Source organism: Streptomyces sp. NPDC093984 (assembly GCF_044764595.1).
In the GTDB taxonomy this organism is placed as follows: domain Bacteria; phylum Actinomycetota; class Actinomycetes; order Streptomycetales; family Streptomycetaceae; genus Streptomyces; species Streptomyces cynarae.
This window is the reverse complement of record NZ_JBIWIM010000002.1, coordinates 1-20073: the sequence shown is the minus strand read 5'-3', so window position 1 is coordinate 20073 and position 20073 is coordinate 1. Positions and strand designations below refer to the sequence as shown.

At 70.9% G+C, this 20073-nt stretch carries 18 protein-coding genes and 1 rRNA gene; 3 read left to right on the top strand and 16 right to left on the bottom strand.

The window, feature by feature from the left end:
* Positions 1-26: 26 nt before the first annotated feature.
* The 6 genes from hemB to ACIRC0_RS07860 all read right to left on the bottom strand — a co-directional run bounded on the left by hemB (position 27) and on the right by ACIRC0_RS07860 (position 7053).
* Positions 27-1019 carry a porphobilinogen synthase gene (hemB, locus tag ACIRC0_RS07885; protein WP_403612856.1) on the bottom strand — a complete coding sequence of 331 codons (993 nt, stop codon included), beginning with the start codon at positions 1017-1019 and terminating at the stop codon, positions 27-29.
* Between the two features lie 336 nt (positions 1020-1355).
* Positions 1356-3062, bottom strand: coding sequence for a uroporphyrinogen-III synthase (locus ACIRC0_RS07880; protein ID WP_403612854.1), 1707 nt, complete (start codon positions 3060-3062; stop codon positions 1356-1358).
* Complete coding sequence (hemC, locus tag ACIRC0_RS07875) at positions 3059-4033, bottom strand: hydroxymethylbilane synthase (RefSeq protein WP_403612851.1); 975 nt, start codon at positions 4031-4033, stop codon at positions 3059-3061. The genes ACIRC0_RS07880 and hemC overlap by 4 nt, the downstream gene beginning before the upstream one ends.
* Positions 4030-5757 (bottom strand): glutamyl-tRNA reductase, encoded by a 1728-nt coding sequence (locus tag ACIRC0_RS07870; protein ID WP_403612848.1) that lies wholly within the window; start codon positions 5755-5757, stop codon positions 4030-4032. The genes hemC and ACIRC0_RS07870 overlap by 4 nt, the downstream gene beginning before the upstream one ends.
* Positions 5754-6527 (bottom strand): redox-sensing transcriptional repressor Rex, encoded by a 774-nt coding sequence (locus ACIRC0_RS07865; protein WP_200418671.1) that lies wholly within the window; start codon positions 6525-6527, stop codon positions 5754-5756. The genes ACIRC0_RS07870 and ACIRC0_RS07865 overlap by 4 nt, the downstream gene beginning before the upstream one ends.
* 235 nt (positions 6528-6762) lie before the next feature.
* Positions 6763-7053 carry a glutaredoxin family protein gene (locus ACIRC0_RS07860; RefSeq protein WP_403612844.1) on the bottom strand — a complete coding sequence of 97 codons (291 nt, stop codon included), beginning with the start codon at positions 7051-7053 and terminating at the stop codon, positions 6763-6765.
* Positions 7054-7236: 183 nt separating this feature from the next.
* On the opposite strand from ACIRC0_RS07860, the gene ACIRC0_RS07855 reads away from it, so the two are divergent.
* The 3 genes from ACIRC0_RS07855 (at position 7237) to ACIRC0_RS07845 (ending at position 11434) form a co-directional block, all read left to right on the top strand.
* Positions 7237-8148, top strand: coding sequence for an HAD family phosphatase (locus tag ACIRC0_RS07855; RefSeq protein WP_200418669.1), 912 nt, complete (start codon positions 7237-7239; stop codon positions 8146-8148).
* 1030 nt (positions 8149-9178) lie between these two features.
* Complete coding sequence (locus ACIRC0_RS07850) at positions 9179-9952, top strand: ECF subfamily RNA polymerase sigma factor, BldN family (RefSeq protein WP_403612841.1); 774 nt, start codon at positions 9179-9181, stop codon at positions 9950-9952.
* Between the two features lie 264 nt (positions 9953-10216).
* Positions 10217-11434: a DUF5667 domain-containing protein gene (locus tag ACIRC0_RS07845; RefSeq protein ID WP_403612838.1), complete on the top strand. Its 1218-nt coding sequence runs from the start codon at positions 10217-10219 to the stop codon at positions 11432-11434.
* A 76-nt stretch (positions 11435-11510) separates the two neighbouring features.
* Here the strand turns inward: ACIRC0_RS07845 and ACIRC0_RS07840 are convergent, their stop codons facing one another.
* The 10 genes from ACIRC0_RS07840 to rrf all read right to left on the bottom strand — a co-directional run bounded on the left by ACIRC0_RS07840 (position 11511) and on the right by rrf (position 19913).
* On the bottom strand, positions 11511-12560 hold the full coding sequence (locus ACIRC0_RS07840; RefSeq protein ID WP_403612835.1) for a lysophospholipid acyltransferase family protein: 1050 nt from the start codon (positions 12558-12560) through the stop codon (positions 11511-11513).
* Between the two features lie 14 nt (positions 12561-12574).
* Positions 12575-13636 (bottom strand): NAD-dependent epimerase/dehydratase family protein, encoded by a 1062-nt coding sequence (locus tag ACIRC0_RS07835; RefSeq protein WP_403612832.1) that lies wholly within the window; start codon positions 13634-13636, stop codon positions 12575-12577.
* A 335-nt stretch (positions 13637-13971) separates the two neighbouring features.
* On the bottom strand, positions 13972-14070 hold the full coding sequence (locus ACIRC0_RS07830; protein ID WP_003948845.1) for a 30S ribosomal protein bS22: 99 nt from the start codon (positions 14068-14070) through the stop codon (positions 13972-13974).
* 143 nt (positions 14071-14213) lie between these two features.
* Complete coding sequence (locus ACIRC0_RS07825; protein WP_158712621.1) at positions 14214-14426, bottom strand: helix-turn-helix domain-containing protein; 213 nt, start codon at positions 14424-14426, stop codon at positions 14214-14216.
* Positions 14427-14555: 129 nt separating this feature from the next.
* The gene (locus ACIRC0_RS07820; RefSeq protein ID WP_403612828.1) at positions 14556-15371 is read right to left on the bottom strand and encodes a phosphatase; all 816 of its coding nucleotides are present in this window, start codon (positions 15369-15371) and stop codon (positions 14556-14558) included.
* 455 nt (positions 15372-15826) lie between these two features.
* Complete coding sequence (locus ACIRC0_RS07815; protein ID WP_403612825.1) at positions 15827-16999, bottom strand: acetoin utilization protein AcuC; 1173 nt, start codon at positions 16997-16999, stop codon at positions 15827-15829.
* Positions 16950-18200 carry an MFS transporter gene (locus tag ACIRC0_RS07810; RefSeq protein WP_403612822.1) on the bottom strand — a complete coding sequence of 417 codons (1251 nt, stop codon included), beginning with the start codon at positions 18198-18200 and terminating at the stop codon, positions 16950-16952. Before ACIRC0_RS07810 ends, ACIRC0_RS07815 begins: the two co-directional genes overlap by 50 nt.
* Positions 18201-18278: 78 nt before the next feature.
* Entirely contained in the window at positions 18279-18998 is a 720-nt protein-coding gene (locus tag ACIRC0_RS07805; protein WP_403612820.1) for a VC0807 family protein, read from the bottom strand.
* A 92-nt stretch (positions 18999-19090) separates the two neighbouring features.
* Positions 19091-19735 carry an HAD family hydrolase gene (locus ACIRC0_RS07800; RefSeq protein WP_403612817.1) on the bottom strand — a complete coding sequence of 215 codons (645 nt, stop codon included), beginning with the start codon at positions 19733-19735 and terminating at the stop codon, positions 19091-19093.
* A gap of 61 nt (positions 19736-19796) precedes the next feature.
* A 5S ribosomal RNA gene (rrf, locus tag ACIRC0_RS07795) occupies positions 19797-19913 on the bottom strand.
* Positions 19914-20073: the final 160 nt, after the last annotated feature.

Here is a 20073-nt window from a genome sequence, read left to right as displayed (position 1 = left end):
TTTACATCACACGGTTCCCGGACGCCTCACCGCAGCTTCTGCGCGACCTCGGTGGCCCAGTAGGTGAGGATGTTCCGCGCACCGGCGCGCTTGATGCCGGTCAGGGTCTCCAGGATGGCCCGGTCGCGGTCGACCCAGCCCTTCTCGGCGGCGGCCTCGACCATGGAGTACTCGCCGGAGATCTGGTACGCGGCCACGGGCACGTCGACCGCGTCCGCGACCCTCGCCAGGATGTCGAGGTAGGGCCCGGCCGGCTTGACCATCACCATGTCGGCGCCCTCCTCGAGGTCGAGGGCGAGTTCACGCAGGGACTCGCGCCAGTTGGCGGGGTCCTGCTGGTAGGTCTTGCGGTCGCCCTTCAGCGAGGAGGCGACGGCCTCGCGGAACGGCCCGTAGAAGGCGGAGGAGTACTTGGCGGTGTAGGCGAGGATCGCGACGTCCTCGCGCCCGATCTGGTCGAGCGCGTCGCGGACGACGCCGATCTGCCCGTCCATCATCCCGCTGGGCCCGACGACATGGGCGCCGGCGTCGGCCTGGACCTGCGCCATCTCGGCGTACCGCTCGAGGGTGGCGTCGTTGTCGACCCGGCCCTTGGCGTCGAGCACGCCGCAGTGCCCGTGATCGGTGGTCTCGTCCAGGCACAGGTCCGACATGACGAGGAGGTCGTCGCCGACCTCGGCGCGCACGTCCCGGATGGCGACCTGCAGGATCCCGTCCGGGTCGGTGCCCGGGGTCCCGACGGCGTCCTTCTTCGACTCCTCGGGCACACCGAAGAGCATGATCCCGGAGACCCCGGCCTCCACGGCCTCCAGCGCCGCCTTCTTCAGGCTGTCCCGGGTGTGCTGCACGACACCGGGCATGGACCCGATCGGCACGGGCTCGCTGACGCCCTCGCGCACGAAGGCCGGGAGGATGAAGTCGGCCGGGTGCAGCCGGGTCTCGGCGACCATCCGCCGCATGACGGGCGAGGTCCGCAGCCGCCGGGGACGGGTACCGGGGAAGGATCCGTACTTCGACATGCCCTCTACGCTACGCCCGGCCCGGGGGTCCTTTTGCCGACGCTGCGTCGGGCGAACTCCGGACGGTTCTCGCCCCCGCCGCCCCTGCCCTTCCCGTCCTCCAGGAGCTCCGCCCCTTCAACCCCGCCGGGGCTTCGCCCCACAGCCCGTTCGGGGGCCGGCCCCCGGACCCCCGCTCCTCAAACGCCGGAGGGGCTGAATTCTCAGCCCGTCTGGGGGTCGCCCCTGCTCGAAGAGCTTGGGGGAGTTTGAGGACGAGGCCGTCAAGGCCGACGGGGGTCTGGGGGCGCAGCCCCCAGGAACGGGAAGGGTAGGGGCGGCGGGGCGAGGACACCGCTACGTCGTCGACCGACGCCTCCGCGCCCCCGGCCTCCGCTCACTCGGACGCGTCACCGGATCCCCCGCCGCCAGCGCGGCGGCCCGGCGCTTGAGGCCGAAGTCCGCCAGCGCCTCCGCCAGCTTGTGGACCGACGGCTCCGGAGCCATGACGTCCACGCGCAGACCGTGCTCCTCCGCCGTCTTCGCGGTCGCCGGGCCGATGCACGCGATCACCGTCACGTTGTGCGGCTTGCCCGCGATGCCGACCAGGTTCCGGACCGTGGAGGACGACGTGAACAGGACCGCGTCGAAGCCGCCGCCCTTGATCGCCTCACGCGTCTCGGCCGGCGGAGGCGAGGCGCGGACCGTCCGGTAGGCCGTCACGTCGTCGACCTCCCAGCCGAGTTCGATCAGGCCGGCGACCAGGGTCTCGGTCGCGATGTCGGCGCGCGGCAGGAACACGCGGTCGATCGGGTCGAAGACCGGGTCGTAGGGGGGCCAGTCCTCCAGCAGGCCGGCCGCCGACTGCTCGCCGCTCGGCACCAGGTCCGGCTTCACGCCGAAGGCCACCAGCGCCTTCGCCGTCTGCTCGCCGACCGCCGCGACCTTGATGCCCGCGAAGGCGCGCGCGTCGAGGCCGTACTCCTCGAACTTCTCCCGGACCGCCCGCACCGCGTTGACCGACGTGAATGCGATCCACTCGTAGCGGCCCGTCACCAGGCCCTTGACCGCTCGTTCCATCTGCTGCGGGGTGCGCGGGGGCTCCACCGCGATCGTCGGGACCTCGTGCGGCACGGCCCCGTAGGACCTCAGCTGGTCGGAGAGCGACGCCGCCTGCTCCTTCGTGCGCGGCACGAGGACCTTCCAGCCGAACAGCGGCTTGTTCTCGAACCACGACAGCTGGTCACGCTGGGCGGCGGCGGAACGCTCACCGACCACGGCTATCACCGCACGCCCGCCCTCGGGGGACGGCAGGACCTTCGCCTGCTTCAGCGTCTGCGCGATGGAGCCGAGGGTGGCGGTCCAGGTGCGCTGCCGCGTCGTCGTACCGGCGACCGTCACCGTCATCGGGGTGTCCGGCTTGCGGCCCGCGGCCACCAGCTCCCCGGCGGCCGCCGCCACCGAGTCCAGCGTCGTGGACACCACGACCGTGCCGTCGGACGCGCCGACCTCCGTCCAGCAGCGGTCGGAGGCGGTCCGGGCGTCCACGAACCGGACGTCCGTGCCCTGCGCGTCCCGCAGCGGCACACCCGCGTACGCGGGCACGCCCACGGCGGTCGCGACGCCGGGGACGACCTCGAACGGCACGCCCTCCGCGGCGCACGCCAGCATCTCGCCGGCCGCGTACGCGTCCAGGCCGGGGTCGCCGGACACCGCACGGACGACCCGCTTGCCGCCCCGCGCAGCCTCCATGACAAGATGTGCGGCATCCCGCAACGCAGGGACACCAGCGGTTGTTGACTCGCCGTCAACAACCGTCAGCTGAGGCGTGCCCGCGCCCGGATACGCACCCGTGGAGGGGTCCGTGTCCGTGTTGAGCTCGGTGACGCCCGCTCTGGCATGCGTGCGCACGACGTCGAGCACCTCGTGCTCGCCGACGAGGACGTCCGCGTTGGCCAGCGCCTCGACGGCGCGCAGTGTGAGAAGCCCCGGATCTCCGGGTCCGGCACCGAGGAAGGTGACGTGCCCGTGTTCAAGGCCGGCGGGAAGGGTGGTGGGGCTCAATGTGCTCGCTCCCCCATCAGACCGGCCGCGCCCTTGGTGAGCATCTCGGCTGCGAGTTCGCGACCGAGCGCCATTGCCTGGTCGTGCGTCTCGGGCACGGGACCGGTGGTGGACAGCTGCACCAGCGTGCGGCCGTCGGGCGTTCCGACGACTCCGCGCAGGCGCATTTCCTTGACAACCTGCCCGTCGGCCAAAAGGTCGGCCAGCGCGCCCACGGGGGCGCTGCAACCGGCCTCCAGGGCGGCGAGCAGGGACCGCTCGGCGGTCACGGCGGCCCGGGTGAACGGGTCGTCGAGCTCGGCGAGCGCCGCGATCAGCGCAGCATCCTGGGCGGTGTTCCCCGCCCTGCACTCGATCGCCAGTGCCCCCTGGCCGGGGGCGGGCAGAACCGTGTCGACCGACAGGAAGTCGGTCACCTCCTCGATCCGCCCGATGCGGTTGAGCCCGGCCGCGGCGAGGACCACGGCGTCCAGCTCTCCGCTGCGGACGTATCCGACTCGGGTGTCGATGTTGCCGCGGATCGGGACGGTCTCGATGTCGAGGCCGTGGCCGCGCGCGTACGCGTTCAGCTGCGCCATGCGGCGCGGCGAACCGGTGCCGACGCGCGCCCCGCGGGGCAGGTCGGTGAACCTCAGGGCGTCGCGCGCGACGATCACGTCCCGCGGGTCCTCGCGTACCGGCACGGCGGCCAGCACCAGCTCCTCGGGCTGCGCGGTCGGCAGGTCCTTCAGCGAGTGCACCGCGAAGTCGACCTCGCCGCGCAGCAGCGCGTCACGCAGCGCCGTCACGAACACACCGGTGCCGCCGATCTGCGCGAGGTGCTCGCGGGAGGTGTCCCCGTACGTCGTGATCTCCACGAGCTCCACGGGCCGTCCGGTCACCCGGCGCACGGCGTCGGCGACCTGCCCGGACTGGGCCATGGCCAGTTTGCTGCGCCTGGTCCCGAGCCTCAGTGGTGACTGCTCACTCATGCTCGCCCTCGGTTCTTGGCGTTCTCGGTGTTCTCGGTGCTCTTGGTGCCGTCGGCCCGGGAGACGGAGGCGACCGTCTCGGGGTCCAGGTCGAACAGGGTGCGCAGCGCGTCCGCGTAGCCGGCGCCGCCGGGCTCGGCCGCGAGTTGCTTGACCCGTACGGTCGGCGCGTGCAGCAGCTTGTCCACGACGCGCCGCACGGTCTGCGTGATCTCGGCGCGGTGCTTGTCGTCGAGGCCGGGCAGCCGCCCCTCCAGACGGGCGATCTCGCCGGCCACCACATCGGCGGCCATCGAGCGCAGCGCGACCACGGTGGGCGTGATGTGCGCGGCGCGCTGGGCGGCGCCGAACGCGGCGACCTCGTCGGAGACGATACGCCGGACCTGGTCGACGTCGGCGGCCATCGGCGCGTCGGCGGAGGCCTCGGCGAGCGACTCGATGTCGACGAGCCGCACCCCGAGCAGCCGGTGCACGGCCGCGTCGATGTCGCGGGGCATCGCGAGGTCCAGCAGCGACAGCACGGGCGCGGGGCGAGGAGCCTCGAAGACGGGCTCCGGACGGCGGCGCTCCGGGATCCGGCCGATCGCGGCGACGGTCGCGGCGAGCGCGCTGATCAGCTCGGCGGCCGTACGACCGCTGCGCGGCTCCCCGGCGCCCTTGTCCACCCAGGCGGCGTGCTGCTCCAGCTCGGCGGCCGGCATCCCGGCGACGGCGGCCTCGCCGAGCACCGAGAAGTGGGCGGTGCCCTGCACGGCCGAGAGGTCGAGCGGGCAGCCCTCCTCGGTGCCGAGACTGGTGGGCGGCAGGTCTGCGCGTATCGGCGCCGGGTCGGTGGTGCGCACGGCGGGCGCGGCTCCGGCGTCCGGGGCGACCGGTCCTTCCACGCGGCCCTCGAGGGCCGCGGCGACCGACTGGGCGGTGAGGACGAGACCGGTCGCGCCCGTACAGGACACCACGACGTCGGCACGTGTCAGCTCGTCCGGAACCGTTTCCATCGGCACCGCACGGGCCAGTACGTCCGTGTCGTCCCCTTCGATGAGGATCTGCGCCAGGCGCTCGGCGCGCTCCAGGGTGCGGTTGGCGATCACGACCTCGGCGACACCGGCGCGCGCGAGCGTCGCGGCGGCCAGCGACGACATGGAGCCGGCGCCGATCACCAGGGCCCGCTTGCCCTTGGCCCACGTCTCCACCGGCGCACCGGCCGACAGCTGCTCCAGGCCGAAGGTGACCAGGGACTGCCCGGCACGGTCGATGCCCGTCTCGGAGTGGGCGCGCTTGCCGACCCTGAGGGACTGCTGGAACAGGTCGTTCAGCAGGCGTCCGGCGGTGTGCTGCTCCTGCGCGGTGGCCAGGGAGTCCTTGATCTGCCCGAGGATCTGCCCCTCGCCGACGACCATGGAGTCCAGCCCGCAGGCCACCGAGAACAGGTGGTGGACGGCCCGGTCCTCGTAGTGGACGTAGAGGTAGGGGGTCAGCTCGTCGAGGCCGACCCCGCTGTGCTGGGCGAGCAGGGTGGACAGCTCGGCGACACCGGCGTGGAACTTGTCGACGTCCGCGTACAGCTCGATGCGGTTGCAGGTGGCGAGCACCGCGGCCTCGGTGGCCGGCTCGGCGGCGACCGTGTCATGGACCAGCTTGACCTGGGCGTCCGCGGTCAGCGTGGCCCGCTCCAGGACGCTGACCGGTGCGCTGCGGTGGCTCAGCCCGACGACGAGGAGACTCATGCCGGCATCACGGCGGGGACGTCCCCGTCGGGTCCCTTGTCGGCGGACTCCGTGGTCGTGGCGGCGGCAGCCGGCAGGCCGTCGGGCAGCGCATCGGCGATGGCCTCCTCGCCGGCCTTGCGCTGCTCGTGGAAGGCGAGGATCTGCAGCTCGATGGAGAGGTCGACCTTGCGGACGTCGACACCGTCCGGAACGGTCAGCACGGTCGGCGCGAAGTTCAGGATGGAGGTCACGCCCGCGCCCACGAGCCGGTCGCAGACCTGCTGGGCGGCGCCCGCGGGGGTCGCGATCACGCCGATCGAGACGCCGTTGTCCTTGATGATCTTTTCCAGATCGTCCGTGTGCTGGACCGGGATCCCGGCGACCGCCTTGCCGGTGAGGGCCGGGTCGGCGTCGATGAGGGCCGCGACCCGGAAGCCGCGGGAGGCGAACCCGCCGTAGTTGGCCAGCGCCGCGCCGAGGTTACCGATACCGACGATCACAACCGGCCAGTCCTGGGTCAGCCCCAGTTCGCGGGAGATCTGGTAGACGAGATACTCGACGTCGTAGCCCACGCCCCGGGTGCCGTAGGAGCCGAGGTAGGAGAAGTCCTTGCGCAGCTTCGCGGAGTTCACGCCCGCGGCGGCGGCCAGCTCCTCGGAGGAGACCGTGGGTACCGAGCGCTCCGACAGCGCGGTGAGGGCTCGGAGGTACAGCGGAAGCCTGGCGACGGTGGCCTCGGGAATCCCTCGGCTACGGGTCGCCGGTCGGTGAGTTCGGCCAGTTGCCACGGTGCTCCTGCGGGTAGAGCGGGGCTGCGGGCGGTCACACGTCCCCAGACCGCCCCGTCGAATGCAGGCTATGTCTTTGTGAACGCGTGCACAAAGATGGTGTCCGATTTGCCCGGCCAACGTGACCGGGGTCACGCGCGGTACTCCTGGGGGCTTCACCGCACACTCTCCTCAACGATCCCGCCCCCAAGACCAGTCGCCCTCGATCCTAGGCGACTTTGCGGACCTCTTTGGACTACTCGGTCAGCGCCTTGCGCAGCCGCTGCTCGTCGACACGCCAGAAGGTGTGCTGGGCGCCGTCGACGAGGACGACGGGGATCTGCTCCCAGTACTCGTCGTGGAGCCGCTGGTCCTGGGTGATGTCCTTCTGCTCCCAGGGCACGCCGAGCTCGCCGCACACCTTCTCGATGACGACCTGCGCGTCGTCGCAGAGATGACACCCGGGCTTGCGGATGAGGGTGACGAGCCGCCCGGTGGGGTTCTGGCCGCTGCTGTTACGCCGAAAGATGGGACTCATGTCGGCCATTCTCACTCCGGGGGAAGGCGGCGGCAGCCCGCGCCCACTACCCGGTCGGGATCGCGCCCACCGCCCGTGCCACGCCGAGGGGACGACTCCTTGGGAGACCTTTGACGACACGGTCGTGGAGAGTTCACAACCTCCAAACCTCTCGAGTCCGGAACCACCGAACAGAGTGGCTATGCTCGCGTCATGGCCGCTCTCGGATGGCTCACTCCCCGTAGGCGCTCCGCCACGGCGCGGAGCGTGTTGGCAGGCGAGGCCTCGGCGGAGGCAGCGCGCAAGACCTCGCAGGACGTCTCAGACCAGGAACAGCAGTTCCCGGTCCACGGCGACGACAAGGCGGCGGCGTTCTTCGACCTGGACAACACGGTGATGCAGGGCGCCGCGCTGTTCCACTTCGGCCGGGGCCTGTACAAGCGGAAGTTCTTCGAGACCCGCGATCTTGCGAAGTTCGCCTGGCAGCAGGCATGGTTCCGGCTGGCCGGGGTGGAGGATCCCGAGCACATGCAGGACGCGCGGGACTCGGCGCTGTCGATCGTGAAGGGCCACCGGGTCTCCGAGCTGATGTCGATCGGCGAGGAGATCTACGACGAGTACATGGCCGAGCGGATCTGGCCGGGTACGCGCGCGCTGGCGCAGGCGCACCTGGACGCCGGCCAGAAGGTGTGGCTGGTGACGGCCGCACCGGTGGAGATCGCCACGGTGATCGCACGCAGGCTGGGCCTCACCGGAGCCCTGGGCACGGTGGCGGAGTCCGTCGACGGCGTCTACACCGGCCGCCTGGTGGGCGAGCCCCTCCACGGCCCGGCGAAGGCGGAGGCGGTCCGCGCGCTGGCGGTGGCGGAGGGGCTGGACCTCTCGCGCTGCGCGGCGTACAGCGACTCGCACAACGACATCCCGATGCTGTCGCTGGTGGGCCACCCCTACGCGATCAACCCGGACGCCAAGCTCCGCAAACACGCCCGTGCCTGCGACTGGCGCCTGCGCGACTACCGCACGGCCCGCAAGGCCGCGAAGGTCGGCCTGCCGGCAGCGGCCGGGGTGGGCGCGGTGGCCGGGGGCACGGCAGCGGCGATCGCCCTCCACCGCCGACGCCGCTGACTCCGGCCCCTCCACCACCGGCCCCGCCGACTCCGGCACCTCCACCACCGGCCGCGCCGACTCCGGCACCTCCACCGCGGGCCCCGCCGACTCCGGCCCCTCCACCACCGGCCCCGCCGACTCCGGCACCTCCACCGCGGGCCCCGCTGACTCCGGCCCCTCCACCACCGGCCGCGTGACAGGCGTCAGGCTCGGTCCGGAGCCGCGTCACAGGCGTCAGCCGCAGGCCCGAGCCCCATCAGGGACCACGTCCCGGGCCCCGGCCCTCCGGCCTCCGGCCTCCGGACCACCGGACCAGCGGACCACCGGACCACCGGCCTCCCGGACCACCGCCTGGAGGCTTCACACGGCCAGAGGCTTCACATCCCCACCCTGCCTGGGGACCGTCCCCAGACCCGCCTGAGAGCGCCCTTCCCAGCCCCCGATTCGGACATCGGACTCGTCCTCGAACGGGAGGACGGCGCGGCGGTCCGGCCCTCCACCACTCGTACGCCGCCGCGGGCGTCCCGCCCAGCCCCGGGCGCTGCCAGCGGGCCGACCCCCCTCCCCCTACGCGAGCCCGGCTCCCTGTACGCACCGTGCACGCAGCGTTCCCGCATCCCACTTCCGCACTCGCGTCGGCCCGCCCTCGGTGGGGGTCCGGGGGCGGCAGCCCCCGGGAGGGGACGGGTAGGGGCGGCGGGGGCGAGCAAAGTGCCGTGGTCGGCGGTGACTTGTGGCGGGCGGGCGCATTCGGGCGTTTCTACCCCGCCCCCCGGTCCAGCACTCCTCCCACCCCGCACCCGGCCACAACACGCCCCGCACTCAAACGGAAGCCGAACTCAACCGATCAACAAACGGTCACTATGCGGCACTTGAGCAGGCGTCAATCGGTTACAGAAGCGACGTAATCGATGATTTGAGCAACTGGGTGTAGCGCTGCCTGTACTAAGCGTTATTCTCCTCAGACGCAAACCGGTACCCCTCCGTCGCTACGACGGGTGAACGGTCCGGTACTGCACGTGATGGAAGCTCTGCCTCTGGGAGTCCCGTGTACCCACACGTCGGGGTTGACGCCTCGGGCCTGGCTACGCTCCGCGCGACGGTCCACGAGCTGTTGCGCGGATTCGTCCCCACCGCGTACGCCGCCCCCGCCTTCGCCACCGCCGCCCCCGTCGGCCCGTGCTACGCACTGGCGGACGGCAGCGCCGCGGTCGGCAGGCGCGGCCGCTCGGGCGCGGCCGCCCCCACCGCACGCCGCCCGGCCGCGGACAGCGACAGCGCCCGCATGATGGACCTCGTGGAGCGCGCCCAGGCCGGCGAGGCCGACGCTTTCGGGCGCCTGTACGACCAGTACAGCGACACCGTCTACCGCTACATCTACTACCGCGTGGGAGGCAAGGCCACCGCCGAGGACCTCACCAGCGAGACCTTTCTGCGCGCCCTGCGCCGCATCGGCACCTTCACCTGGCAGGGTCGCGACTTCGGCGCCTGGCTCGTCACCATCGCGCGCAACCTCGTCGCCGACCACTTCAAGTCCAGCCGCTTCCGGCTGGAGGTGACGACCGGCGAGATGCTCGACGCCAACGAGGTCGAGCGCTCCCCGGAGGACTCCGTGCTGGAGTCGCTCTCCAACGCCGCCCTCCTCGAGGCCGTGCGGCGACTCAATCCCCAGCAGCAGGAGTGCGTCACGCTCCGCTTCCTCCAGGGCCTGTCCGTCGCCGAGACCGCCCGAGTGATGGGCAAGAACGAGGGCGCGATCAAGACCCTCCAGTACCGGGCCGTCCGCACCCTGGCCCGACTCCTCCCCGAAGACGCCCGCTGAGACCCCCGGACCGCCCTCGCCCACCCACCGGGCGAACACTCAGCGCGACCATCAACTCACCGTCCGTGCAAGCCCGTTGTGTTCGCGATCCGATCATCCGCCGTCCGTAACCCAAGTGCCGAGCCGCTCGTTGTGCGGGATACAGGCTCCCTGTGGTCACACCCTGACCCTCTTTGATCACTCGATCGTGTGGATGCGGTCAGCGCGTGCAACCCTCAGGACCCCCTGGGGAGTCGACCGTCATGACGAGAGGAGGTGCCGCCAGTGATCGCGAACGTATCGGCGCACCGGCGGGCGAACGCCTTCGCCCAGGCCCTGGAGGAGCAGTCCGACGACCGGGGCGCGGCGGCCGAGCAGCCCGAAGGACCGGCCCCGGCTGCGGCGGAACGGACCGATGAGACCCCCCTGTTGGGTCTCGCCACCCGTCTCGGCGAACTGCCCAGGCCGACGCTCGACCCGGAGGTCAAGGTCGTCCAGCGCGCGCGGCTCGTGGCCGCGATGGAGGCCATGTTCCGGGAGGGCGCGGCCCCGGCAGGCGAGGCGGCAGGCCCTTCGGTGCCGGAGCAACGACACGGGCGGGGCGCGCATCGTGCAACCACGCTGGGGAAGTTGCGACCGCGGACACGGCTCACCAAGGGTCTCGCCGCGGGCGGACTCGGCGTCGGGGTGGCCGCGGCCTCCTTCGGGGGAGTGGCCGCCGCGAGTTCCGACGCCCTGCCCGGTGACTCCCTCTACGGCCTCAAACGCGGCATCGAGGACGTCAAACTCGACATGGCCGACGGGGACAACGACCGCGGGCAGCTCTACCTCGACCAGGCGTCGACCCGGCTGAACGAGGCCCGCCGGCTGATGGAGCGCGGCCGCGCCGGCGACCTCGACCACGAGTCCCTCACCGAGGTCCGCCGCACCCTCTCCGGCATGCGGCACGACGCGGCCGAAGGCCACCGCCTGCTGCACGAGGCCTACGAGAGGGACGGCTCACTCGCGCCCATCCAGACCCTCTCCGCCTTCTCCGAGTCCCACCGCAAGGCCTGGGGCGCCCTGCGCGAGCGGCTGCCCGCCCAGCTCGGGGACGTCAGTCAGGAGGTCTCGTCGGTCTTCGACGCCATAGACCGGGATGTCGCACCGCTGCAGTCGCTGCTGCCGCAGCCCCCCTCCCAGGGCGGCCCCGGCCGGCACCGCAGCTCCGCACCGGGCTCCACCGGCTCCGCCGGCTCCGACGCCCCGGCCCCCAGCACCACCGGCGGCTCCGCCCCGGGCACCCACGGCAGCAGCGGCAACCCCCAGCCGTCCAGCTCCCACAGCACCGGCGACGGCCTGCTCGGCGGCAACACGGGCGGTCTCCTGGACCCCCCGAAGGACAGCGCGAGCAGTTCCCCGTCGACGAGCAAGACCCCGTCCTCGGGGCCGAACGTCACACTCCCCCCGTTGCTTCCGGGCCTGCTGCCGGGCTTGGGCATCGAAGGCGAGGAGAACAGGTAGGGAACCAGAAAACCGCATGGGGGCGCCCCTTCCACCAAGGGGCGCCCCCATCGTCGTACCGCAAACCCCGAACCGCTCAGAAGAACACGGACCTCCGCTGCACCAGCAGCTTGTACAGCGTGTGCTGAATCTGCTCCCGCACCTGATCCGTCAGGTTGAACATCAGCATCGGGTCCTCCGCGGCCTCCGGCGGATACCCGTCCGTCGCGATCGGCTCCCCGAACTGAATCGTCCACTTCGTCGGCAGCGGAATCGCCCCCAACGGCCCCAGCCAGGGAAACGTCGGGGTGATCGGGAAGTACGGGAACCCCAGCAGCCGAGCCAGCGTCTTCGCGTTGCCGATCATCGGGTAGATCTCCTCCGCGCCGACGATCGAGCACGGAATGATCGGCGCCCCGGCCCGCAGCGCCGTGGACACGAAGCCGCCGCGCCCGAACCGCTGCAGCTTGTACCGCTCGCCGAACGGCTTCCCGATCCCCTTGAAGCCCTCCGGCATCACCCCGACCACCTCACCGCGATCGAGGAGCCGTTCCGCGTCCTCCGCGCACGCCAGGGTGTGGCCGGCCTTGCGGGCCAGTTCGTTCACCACCGGCAGCACGAACACCAAGTCGGCCGCGAGCAGCCGCAGATGGCGCCCGGCCGGGTGGTTGTCGTGCACGGCGACCTGCATCATCAGGCCGTCCAGCGGCAGTGTCCCGGAGTGGTTGGCGACGATGAGCGCCCCGCCCTTGTCCGGGATGTTCTCGATGCCCTTCACCTCGACCCGGAAGTACTTCTCGTACACCGGCCGCAGCAGCGACATCAGGACCTGGTCGGTCAGCTCCTCGTCGTAGCCGAAGTCGTCGACCTCGTAGTCGCCCGTCAGACGTCGGCGCAGAAAGGCCAGCCCTCCGGCGATACGCCGCTCCAGGCCCCCTTCCCGGGAGCGGGCCGGCGGCCTTTCCTCACCTGTCACGGGAACATCATCCTGCGGGAGGGCCTCGCCGTGCAGGGGCTGGACCTCGCGGACCACCGCGGGCTCCCCCTTCAGCCGGCTGTTCCCGGCGCTCCGGCGCCGCGACGACCGCTGCACGGCAGCCCCCCGGGACCGGTCGTCGTCGAACGGAATGACCTTGGCGTCCGCCATCGTTGATGCGCTCCTCAGTGGGCGGTTGGCGTCGGGGGGTGGCCACCGCCCAGGACGGGCAGTGCGGCGATCCGGTCGACGGCCCCCGCGAGGGCCTCCGGCGGCAGCAGTCCGGGCCCGCGACTGCGCGCGAGTTCCGCGAAGGTCTCCGCGGTCGTGTACTTCGGCTCGTAGCCGAGGGTCTCGCGCATCTGGTCCGTGGCCACGACCCGGCCGTGGGTGAGCAGCCGGATCTGCTCGGGCGAGAAGTCCGTCATGCTCAGCGTGCGCATCGCGGACCCGACCCAGGTGACGGCGGGCAGCAGCAGGGGCACGGTGGGCCGGCCCAGGCGCCGCGCACACTGCGACAGCAGCAGCACCCCGTCGCCGGCGACGTTGAACGTGCCGCTGTTGAGGGTGCCGCGCCGCGGCTCGTGCGCGCCGATGCGCAGCACCTCGATCACGTCGTCCTCATGCACGAACTGCAGCCGCGGGTCGTAGCCGAACACGGTGGGCAGGACCGGCAGCGAGAAGTACGACGCGAGGGGCGTGTCGGCGTGCGGCCCGAGGATGTTGGCGAACCGCAGCACGCACACGGCGACATCGGGCCGGCGCCGCGCGAAGCCCCGCACATATCCCTCGACCTCGACGGCGTCCTTGGCGAAGCCGCCGCTCGGCAGCGACTTGGGCGGGGTCGTCTCGGTGAACACGGCCGGGTCGCGGGGCGCGGACCCGTACACGTTCGTGCTGGACTTCACGACCAGCCGTTTGACGCTCGGGGACTTCTGGCAGGCACCCAGCAGCTGCATGGTGCCGATGACGTTGGTCTCCTTGACCGTGGCCCGGCTGCCGCTGCCCAGCGCGGTGCCGGTCACGTCCATGTGGACCACCGTGTCCACGGAGTGCTCGGCGAGCACCCGGGCGATGGTGGGCTGGCGGATGTCGGCCCGGATGAACTCCGCGCCGCCCAGATGATGCTCGGGCGGTACCGCGTCCACCGCGATGACGCGGTCGACCTCCGGGTCACGCTGGATCCGTCGTACGAACCGGCCGCCGAGCCGGCGGGCCACTCCGGTCACGAGCACGACCTTGCCCAAGATCAGCGCCTCTCTTCCCGTCGCGTCCAGTAGTGGACGTAGCTCTGTCCGCCAGCCTGCCGCGTTCCCCGTATACGGCCAACTTAGCGGGTCGATGTTGCGCTGTGATGACCGCCCGATGCACGAAGTGACGACCCACCCGTACGTACGACCAGACCAAGCCATTCGCGTCACAGGCGTACGCACCACCGGAACGCACCGGCACACGCGCACCCGGAACGCACCCACCCGGCAACGCACCCATCCGGAAAACGACAAACACCCCCCACCGGTGGTGGGGGGTGTTGCGCGCGCTCACGCACAGAAGCAGGGGCGCCCCCGGACGGGGCCGCACCTTACTTCTTGTTGCGACGCTGAACGCGAGTGCGCTTGAGCAGCTTGCGGTGCTTCTTCTTGGCCATCCGCTTGCGCCGCTTCTTGATAACAGAGCCCACGACTACCCTCGCTCACTTCTCATCACTCGGTGCTGGGCGCCATGGGCCCATACGACCTACGAGGGGCTAGCCTACCCAACCCGAGCGCTGAGGTTGTAATCGAGGTCCCGCCGGAGACCGAAACGACCTCCGGCGGGCCGTCGTCAGACCGTCTCCACCCCCACATAGCTGTCGCGGAGGTACTCGTGAACCGCTTGCTCCGGGACCCGGAAAGACCTCCCCACCCGGATCGCCGGCAGATGACCGCTGTGCACCAGCCGGTACACGGTCATCTTCGACACTCGCATCACCGAGGCGACTTCCGCCACTGTCAGGAACTGAACCTCGTTCAGAGGCCTCTCGCCAGCTGCAGCCATGACACACCTGCACCTTCCGCACTCGACGGCCACCGGCTTCCCCTTCCGGTGACTCTTCGTCGCTGCGTGCTCACTCCCCAATGTAGGTGCGGATGATGCAAGTGGGGAAGAGGGGATGGCATCCGAGGCCTACTGTGACAGACACGCTCGATTGAGTACATAGCGAGTAAGCGGTCGGTAGTAATCAGACCGCACAGCGTCATCAAGTGGAACGACGACGGACACCAGCCCCTCCGCCTCGCCGACGAAGAGCGCGGGATCGTCCGTATCGGCGAGGCCGATCGCGTCGAACCCCAGCTGACCTGCTCCGCAGACCCAGCCGTGGTCCCCGATGACGAGCTCCGGCAACGGCCCGCCGGCTTCCGCAGCGGCGGCCAGCGCGGTGCGAAGAGGCAGCGGCGAGTGCGTGTGTGCGCCGGGCTCACAACCGGCTCTTCCGGATCCAGGTTCTCGTACGAGGGCGACTCCTCGTACGTAATCAAGGTTGCACGTGCGTAGACCGAACCGGGTCGTTATGTCGACACAGCGACCCTGCGCCGGGGTGAGGACGGTACATCCCGCCGCCGACAGGGCGTCCGCGAGCGCGGCGTAGAACCCGAGCAGCCGGTGCGGGTGCCCGGTACCGAGCAGCACCGCCTCGCGGCGGCGCGCGGCCCTGGCGACGCGCTCGGCGAACGCCTCGAGCCCCTCCAGCGTGCGCTCCGGATCGATCACATCATGGCCGGACACATACCGTGGATCGGCCGAAACCCCACACTTGTCCGCCATCAACTCGATCAAATCCTCAGGACTCCATGTCCATTCGGGATCAAGTCCGATCAGAGCGCGGGGGTCACGGGCAGCGAAGAGCCGATAGCTGCGCAGGCTCTCCTCCCGGGAGGTGGCCACGGGCCCGGCCAGCCGGGCGGCCAGCAGATGCGCACGCAGTGCGCCGGTGCTCAACACCCCAGCGATGCTGTCCCAATCACCCCCGCCACATGTCCAGAATGCAGGGAACACCCCACAGTCGGCGTAATCGCCCCACCTGGGGGCTACGCCCCCAGCCCCCACTGTCGGCCTGACGGCATCGTCCTCAAACGCCGGAGGGGCTGAAATTCAGCCCCTCCGGCGTTTGAGGAGCGGGGGTCCGGGGGCTGGCCCCCGGATGGGGCCTGGGGCGGAACCCCAGCAGGGTGCAGGGACGCAGTCCCGCCAGAGTTGCCGGGGCGGAGCCCCGCGAACGGGCGCAGGGGCGCGCCCCCCCTCACGGGCCTGGGGCGGAGCCCCAGCGGGGTGCAGGAGTCGCAGTCCCCGCCGGGGTTCCAGGGGCGGAGCCCCTGGTGGGGTTGAAGGGGCGGAGCCCCTGGACGACGGGAAGGTAGGGGCGGCGGGGGCGAACCCAACCCGGGCGCGCCCGGGGGCTACGGCAGCAACCCGCGCAGCGGATACACCGCCTTCCGCGCCGCCAGCACCGCCTGGTCCAGCCGATCGGCCGGATCGTACCCGGACTCCCACCCCGAGAACGCCACCGGCCACCGCCCATCCGTCATCCGCGCCGGCGCCAACTGCCGCGTCCGCGCGAAGACTTCCTGCCGCCACCCCTCCGGAATCACCGTCTGCGGCTCAATCGGCCGCCCCGCCGCGATCGCGACGAGATGCGTCCAGGACCGCGGCACGACCTCAACCACCGCATAGCCGCCCCCGCCCAGCGCGACCCACCGCCCGCCCGCGTACTCGTGCGCCAGGTCGTGACACGCGACCTGCACCGCCCGCTGCGCGTCCAACGACACCGCGAGATGCGCGAGCGGATCCTCGAAGTGGGTGTCGGCCCCGTGCTGCGTCACCAGCACCTGCGGCCGGAAGTCCGCGATCAGCTCCGGCACCACGGCATGGAAGGCCCGCACCCACCCCGCATCACCCGTCCCCGCCGGCAGCGCCACGTTCACCGCGCTGCCCTCCGCGTTGGGCCCGCCCGTCTCCTCCGGCCATCCGGTCTGCGGGAACAGCGTCCGCGGATGCTCGTGCAGCGACACCGTGAGCACCCGCGGATCGTCCCAGAACGCCGCCTGCACCCCGTCCCCGTGGTGCACGTCCACATCGATGTACGCCACCCGCTCCGCCCCCAGCTCCAGCAGCCGGGCGATGGCGAGCGAGGCGTCGTTGTAGATGCAGAACCCCGACGCGCTGCCCGGCATCGCATGGTGCAGCCCGCCCGCGAAGTTCACCGCGTGCAGCGCGTCCCCGCGCCACACCGCCTCCGCCGCCCCGACCGACTGCCCCGCGATCAGCGCGGACACCTCGTGCATCCCGGCGAACGCGGGATCGTCGAGAGTCCCGATCCCGTACGACCCGTCGGCCGCCCCCGGATCCGCGGACGCGGCCTTCACCGCCTCCACGTAGTCCTCCCGGTGCACCAGCCGCAGCGTCGACTCACCCGCGGGCTTCGCCGCGACCACGTCGACGTCCCGGTCGAGCCCGAAGGCGTCGACCAGTCTCCGGGTCAGCGCGAGCCGGACCGGATCCATCGGATGGTCCGGGCCGAAGTCATAGCCCGTTACTGCCTCGTCCCACATCAGCTGTGCGCGGCCGCTCATATCCGCCACCGTATCGGTCTTGTCCGGGCTTGAACGAACGGGCGTACACCAGTGTCACCAGGACCAACGCCATCGGTACGAGCATGGCGCCCCGGTAGTTCCAGGCGTCCCCGAGCGCACCCACCAAGGGCGAGCCGATCAGAAAGCCCACATAGTTGAAGATGTTCAGCCGCGCGATCGCCGTGTCCGAAGCCCCCGGGAACAGCCGCCCGGCGGCCGCGAACGTCTGCGGCACCAGCACGCACAGCCCCAGCCCCAGCAGGGTGAACCCCAGCATCCCGACCCACGCCCCGGGCGCACCCGCCACCACGGCGAACCCGAGGGCCGCCACCAGCGCCCCGAGCCGTACGACGGCCACGGCCCCGAACCGCCGCACCCCGAAGTCGCCGATGGACCGCCCCAGCAGCGTGGTGACCATGTAGACGTTGTACGGAACGGTCGCCAGCTGCTCCGAGCCGCCGAGCGTGTCCTGGAGGTACTTCGCACTCCAGTTGGAGACGGTGGAGTCCCCGATGTAGGCGAACGTCATCACCAGGCAGAGCGGGAGCAACAGCCGGAAGACGACGGTCCCGCCCTCCGTCTCCCGGACCTCCGGTGTCTCCTCCGCATCCCCGGCCTCCGGGGCCTCCCTGACCGGGGCCGAGCCCCCGTCGACGTACCACCGACTGCCCACGAGAACGGCCGGCAGCAGTACCGCGACGACCGGCAAGTACGACACCCACAGCGCCAGATGCCAGTGCGCGCCCACCCAGGCGAGCGAGGCTCCGACGATCCCGCCGAGGCTGTACGCGGCGTGGAAGCCGAGCATGATGCTGCGCCCGTACGTCCGCTGGAGGCTCACCCCGAGCATGTTCATGGAGGCGTCCAGCGCTCCCACGGCCAGCCCGAACGCGGCCAGCGCCACCGCCAGCTCGGCCATGTGCCCGCCGGCCCCCACACCGAGGAGGGCCAGCAGGACGACGGGCTGAGACGAGCGCAGCAGCCGGCTGGGCCGTACGCGCTTCACCAACTGCTCCGTCGTCACGCTGCCGACACCGGCGAGGACGGGCACCGCGGCGAGGAAGACGGGAAGCAGCGCGTCGGAGACGCCGTACCGGCCCTGGATGGCCGGAATCCGCGTCACCAGCAGGGCGAAGGTGGCCCCTTGAGCAAAGAAGCTGAACGCCAGCGAGGCCCTACCGCGCCGCAGCACATCTGTCATGGCGGCGAGCGTAGGGCCCCGTTCTACCCGTGGGTAGATCCAGCCGAAGATGATTTTTGTTCAGCTTTACCCGGCGGGTTACTTGGCGAAGGCGGGCGCGGGGGCGGCCGCAGAGGCGGCACCGGCGTTCGCGTCGGCGTTCGTTTCGGCGGCCAGCATGTGCGCCATGGGGCCGGCGGCCAGGGCACCGCTGACGAAGAACGCGAGCACCATCGCGACGGCGAGGACGACCGAGCCGAGCCAGACCATCGTGTCCACGGGCAGGGTGTAGGCGCCCACGACCCGCACGACGCACTCACCGAGGAGCACGACACCCCACACCACCGAGAAGACCCGCTCGGCCCGCCGGAAGGCCGCGGACCCACTCTGCAGCCGCGCCCAGGCCGCCTCCCTGGCCACGTCGCCCTTCACCAGCCAGGGCTTCATCCCGGCGGTCATCATCGGCTTACCCAGCGCCACGGAGACCAGGATCCCGATCCCGATCGTGCTGCTCACGCCGCTGTCCTTCGCGAGCATCAGCCGCGGGTCACCCGAGACGAAGCTGAGCAGCAGCCCGACGACGTTCACCACGAGGATGAGGACGGCAAGGGCGTTGACCTTGCGCTCTTTCACCACGCCGAGGACGGTGCGCACGGCGGGCGGGACGCTGCTCCAGGCGAGCGCCGCGAAGGTGCTCATACCGAGGGCGTCCTTGAAGAGGTAGTACGAGCCGACGGGCACCGCCACGTCCATGATGAGCGGCGCGAAGTTCTGCTTCTTGCTCTGGCTCTGGCTCTGGGACACCGTGTTCGTCGTCATGCCCCCAGCTTCGCCGCCGGGAGGGGTCCGCCAGTAGAAACGATCGTCCGGAGCTCGGCATGACAAATGTCAGTGCCTGGCCCTGGTGCGAGTCATACGAGCAGGTCCGCCAACTCACCCATAGATGCGAAGAGTTCGGAGGCGCCGGCGAGACGGTCGGCGGGCGTCATGGCGGTGAACCCGTACACGTCCATGCCGGCGGCCACGGCGGCCTGCACACCGAGCGGACTGTCCTCGACGACCACACACCTCTCCGGCGCGACCCCCATCCGCTCGGCCACGTACAGGAACAGGTCGGGCGCCGGCTTGCCCCGCCCCACGTCCTGCGAGCTGAAGACGCGGCCGTCGTCGAACCACCGGTCGAGCCCGGTCGTCCGGTGCCCGACCCGGATCCGGTCATGACTGCCGGAGGACGCCACACAGAACGGCACTCCATCTGCCGTCAGCTTCTCCAGGACGTTCTCGACGCCGGCGACCGGCTGCAACTCCCGCTCGAACGCGGCGAAGACGCGTGCGTGGAAGACGTCGTCGAAGTCGTCCGGCAGCCGCTCTCCTGTCCGCTCCAGGACGAGGTCGTGGATGCGGTGCATGGCCGAGCCCATGTAGTCCCGGATGGAGTCCTCGTAGGTGGTCGGGTGCCCCAACTCGGTGAGGTAGGCGGCCAGGAGCCGGTTGGAGATGGGCTCACTGTCGACGAGGACACCGTCGTTGTCGAAGATGACGAGGTCATAGCGCATGGCTCGACCCTAAACGCAGAAAACCCCCGTGCTGAATAGCACGGGGGTTTTCTCAAAAATTGTTCGGCGGTGTCCTACTCTCCCACAGGGTCCCCCCTGCAGTACCATCGGCGCTGTAAGGCTTAGCTTCCGGGTTCGGAATGTAACCGGGCGTTTCCCTCACGCTATGACCACCGAAACACTATGAAACTGACAACCCGACCATGCGTGACCTGCATGAGGTTGTTCGTGGTTTCAGAACCAACACAGTGGACGCGAGCACCTGAGGACAAGCCCTCGGCCTATTAGTACCAGTCACCTCCACCCGTTACCGGGCTTCCAGACCTGGCCTATCAACC

Excerpts from the sequence above, each read along its gene's own strand:
- hemB (WP_403612856.1), bottom strand. The coding sequence starts at position 1,019 with ATGTCGAAGTACGGATCCTTCCCCGGTACCCGTCCCCGGCGGCTGCGG.
- hemC (WP_403612851.1), bottom strand. The coding sequence starts at position 4,033 with ATGAGTGAGCAGTCACCACTGAGGCTCGGGACCAGGCGCAGCAAACTG.
- ACIRC0_RS07870 (WP_403612848.1), bottom strand. The coding sequence starts at position 5,757 with ATGAGTCTCCTCGTCGTCGGGCTGAGCCACCGCAGCGCACCGGTCAGC.
- ACIRC0_RS07860 (WP_403612844.1), bottom strand. The coding sequence starts at position 7,053 with ATGGCCGACATGAGTCCCATCTTTCGGCGTAACAGCAGCGGCCAGAAC.
- ACIRC0_RS07855 (WP_200418669.1), top strand. The coding sequence starts at position 7,237 with ATGGCCGCTCTCGGATGGCTCACTCCCCGTAGGCGCTCCGCCACGGCG.
- ACIRC0_RS07840 (WP_403612835.1), bottom strand. The coding sequence starts at position 12,560 with ATGGCGGACGCCAAGGTCATTCCGTTCGACGACGACCGGTCCCGGGGG.
- ACIRC0_RS07825 (WP_158712621.1), bottom strand. The coding sequence starts at position 14,426 with ATGGCTGCAGCTGGCGAGAGGCCTCTGAACGAGGTTCAGTTCCTGACA.
- ACIRC0_RS07815 (WP_403612825.1), bottom strand. The coding sequence starts at position 16,999 with ATGAGCGGCCGCGCACAGCTGATGTGGGACGAGGCAGTAACGGGCTAT.
- ACIRC0_RS07810 (WP_403612822.1), bottom strand. The coding sequence starts at position 18,200 with ATGACAGATGTGCTGCGGCGCGGTAGGGCCTCGCTGGCGTTCAGCTTC.
- ACIRC0_RS07805 (WP_403612820.1), bottom strand. The coding sequence starts at position 18,998 with ATGACGACGAACACGGTGTCCCAGAGCCAGAGCCAGAGCAAGAAGCAG.
- ACIRC0_RS07800 (WP_403612817.1), bottom strand. The coding sequence starts at position 19,735 with ATGCGCTATGACCTCGTCATCTTCGACAACGACGGTGTCCTCGTCGAC.